Below are 2,570 nucleotides of genomic sequence, written 5' to 3'. Positions count from 1 at the left end.
GTCGTGAGTCTCCGCGGCGCCACCCCGGAGGCCGCGTCCGAGGTCCGTGCGGTGTTCGCCGGCCACGACCACCGGTACAGCCTCTACGACCCGTCGTCGGTGCTCAGTCGGATCGCGGCGGGGTCGCTCCGCCTCGCCGACGCACCCGCCGAGGTGCGGGACGTCTACGCCCTCGCGCTCGAGTGGCGGGAGCGGACCGGGGGAGCGTTCACCCCGCACCGACCGGACGGCGTCATCGACCTGTCCGGGGTCGTCAAGGCCCTCGCGATCCGCGGCGCCGGGGACGTCCTCGACGCAGCCGGCTGTGCCGACTGGATGATCAGTGCCGGCGGCGACGTGCTCGTCCGCGGTCACCACCGGGGCGACGAGCCCTGGAGCGTCGGCGTCGTCGACCCGGCGCACCGTGACACCGTCGTCGGCGTCATCCGGCTCGACGCACCCCGTCGGGCCGTGGCGACCTCGGGGACCGCCGAGCGCGGCGAGCACATCTGGCGTCGGACCGCCACGACGTTCGTCCAGGCGACCGTCGTCGCCGACGACATCGTCACCGCGGACGTCCTCGCGACCGCGATCGTCGCGGGGGACGAGGACGACCTCCGCCGGGTGACGAGCGACGGCGGCGTCGACGTGCTGGCGTTCGGCGCCGACGGTCGGGTCTGGGCCACACCGGGCGCCCGGCGTGCGGTCCACGGCGCGGAGCAGCCGACCGCCACCGAGCCGACCAGCACCGAGCCGACCGCCACCGCGCCGACCAGCACCGAGCCGACCGCCACCGCGCCGACCGGCACCGAGCCGACCGCCACCGCGCCGACCGGCACCGAGCCGACCACCACCGCGCCGTGACGGGCGGTTCGTTCGAGGATTCGAATCGCGAAGCGCACCCCGGTTCGGCATCTCCCAGGCGGCGAGCGCATCGTGGCGGGCACGCACCGCCGACGGGGGCCGGTGCGTCCACCGCGCGATGAGGAGCAGCAGTGAGCACTGACGGAACCGACACCTGCACGTACCACATGGGGGGATCCCTGCCGGCCGGCGGCGACCACCTCGGTGGGGCCTTCGGCCAGGCGCCGACGCTCGAGCACTGGTACCCCCAGCGGCTCCGCGTCGAGCTGCTGCACCGGAACGGCGTCGACGCCGACCCGCTGGGGGCCGACTTCGACTACGCGGCGGCGTTCGCCACGATCGACCTCGAGGAGCTGAAGCGCGACATCAAATCGCTGCTCACGACGAGCGTCGACTGGTGGCCGGCCGACTACGGCAACTACGGCCCGCAGATGATCCGGATGGCCTGGCACGCAGCCGGCACGTACCGGATCGCCGACGGTCGTGGTGGCGCCGGGACCGCGATGCAGCGGTTCGCGCCGATCGGGAGCTGGTGGGACAACGGCAACACCGACAAGTCCCGACGCCTGCTACAGCCGATCAAGCACAAGTACGGCAACGCGCTGTCCTGGGCCGACCTCATGGTCCTGACCGGCAACTGCTCGCTCGAGCTCATGGGCCTGCCGACGTACGGCTTCGGCGGCGGCCGGCTCGACGCCTGGGAGCCGGACGACGGCACGTGGTGGGGCCCCGAGGTGTGGAACCCGCACGACGTGCACAGCATGGACGAGATGGTCTCGCGCGACGAGCGGTGGCACGGCGAGAACGGCGACGCCGACTACGACCTGCAGAGCCCGCTCGCGGCCTCGCACCAGGCGCTCATCTACGTGAACCCCGAGGGCCCGTACGCGAACGGCGACCCGCTCGGGTCCGCACGCGACATCCGCACCACCTTCACCCGCATGGCGATGAACGACGAGGAGACCGTGGCGCTCATCGCGGGCGGCCACGCGTTCGGCAAGAGCCACGGGCAGGTCCCGGCGACAGAGATCGGCCCGTCGCCCGAGCTCGCGCCCATCGAGTCGATGGGCCTCGGCTGGCACAACCCGCGCGGGACCGGCAACGCCGAGTTCACGTCGACGAACGGCATCGAGGGCAGCTGGACGCAGGACCCGACGCGCTGGGACAACAGCTACCTGGAGAACCTGTTCGGCCACGAGTGGGAGCAGACCCGGAGCCCGGCGGGCGCCCTGCAGTGGACGCCGAAAGACCCCGACGCGCCGAAGACGCCCGACGCGCACGTCGCCGGGCAGGAGCACCCGCTCATGATGATGACCTCGGACATCGCCCTCAAGGTCGACCCGGAGTACCGGAAGGTCTGCGAGCGCTTCCTCGCCGACTTCGACCTCTTCACGACCGCGTTCTCGAAGGCCTGGTACAAGCTGACGCACCGCGACATGGGGCCGAAGCACCGCTACCTCGGCCCCGAGGTGACGATCGAGGACGAGCTGCTCTGGCAGGACCCGCTCCCACATCGCGCTGCTGCTGCGGAACCTCGAGGGCGTGCTGGAGCGGACCGCGGCCTTCGTCTGCGCGGCGGCGTTCGTCACGCCCGAAGGCGAGGAGCACGTGGTCGAGGCGGTGTGGAACGGCGAGGTGCTGACCGAGCCGACCGGGACCGGCGGGCACGGGTACGACCCGGNTGTTCGGTCCGACGACTCCGACGGNTCGTCGGCGGAGCTCACGCG

Annotated in this window: 2 protein-coding genes and 1 pseudogene; all 3 read left to right on the top strand. The window is 72.5% G+C overall.

Features of this window, described 5'->3' with window-relative positions:
- The coding region (locus I5E_RS15070) for an FAD:protein FMN transferase (RefSeq protein ID WP_022907713.1) at positions 1–843 on the top strand (843 nt) is incomplete at its 5' end.
- A gap of 167 nt (positions 844–1,010) precedes the next feature.
- Positions 1,011–2,207 (top strand): annotated as a pseudogene (locus tag I5E_RS15065) (peroxidase family protein); the annotation flags it as partial.
- A gap of 178 nt (positions 2,208–2,385) precedes the next feature.
- The coding region (locus tag I5E_RS23765; protein WP_305791146.1) for a non-canonical purine NTP pyrophosphatase at positions 2,386–2,570 on the top strand (185 nt) is incomplete at its 3' end.

It is taken from the genome of Curtobacterium sp. B18 (assembly GCF_000333375.1).
GTDB lineage: Bacteria > Actinomycetota > Actinomycetes > Actinomycetales > Microbacteriaceae > Curtobacterium.
This window is presented reverse-complemented; position numbering and strand designations above follow the sequence as displayed.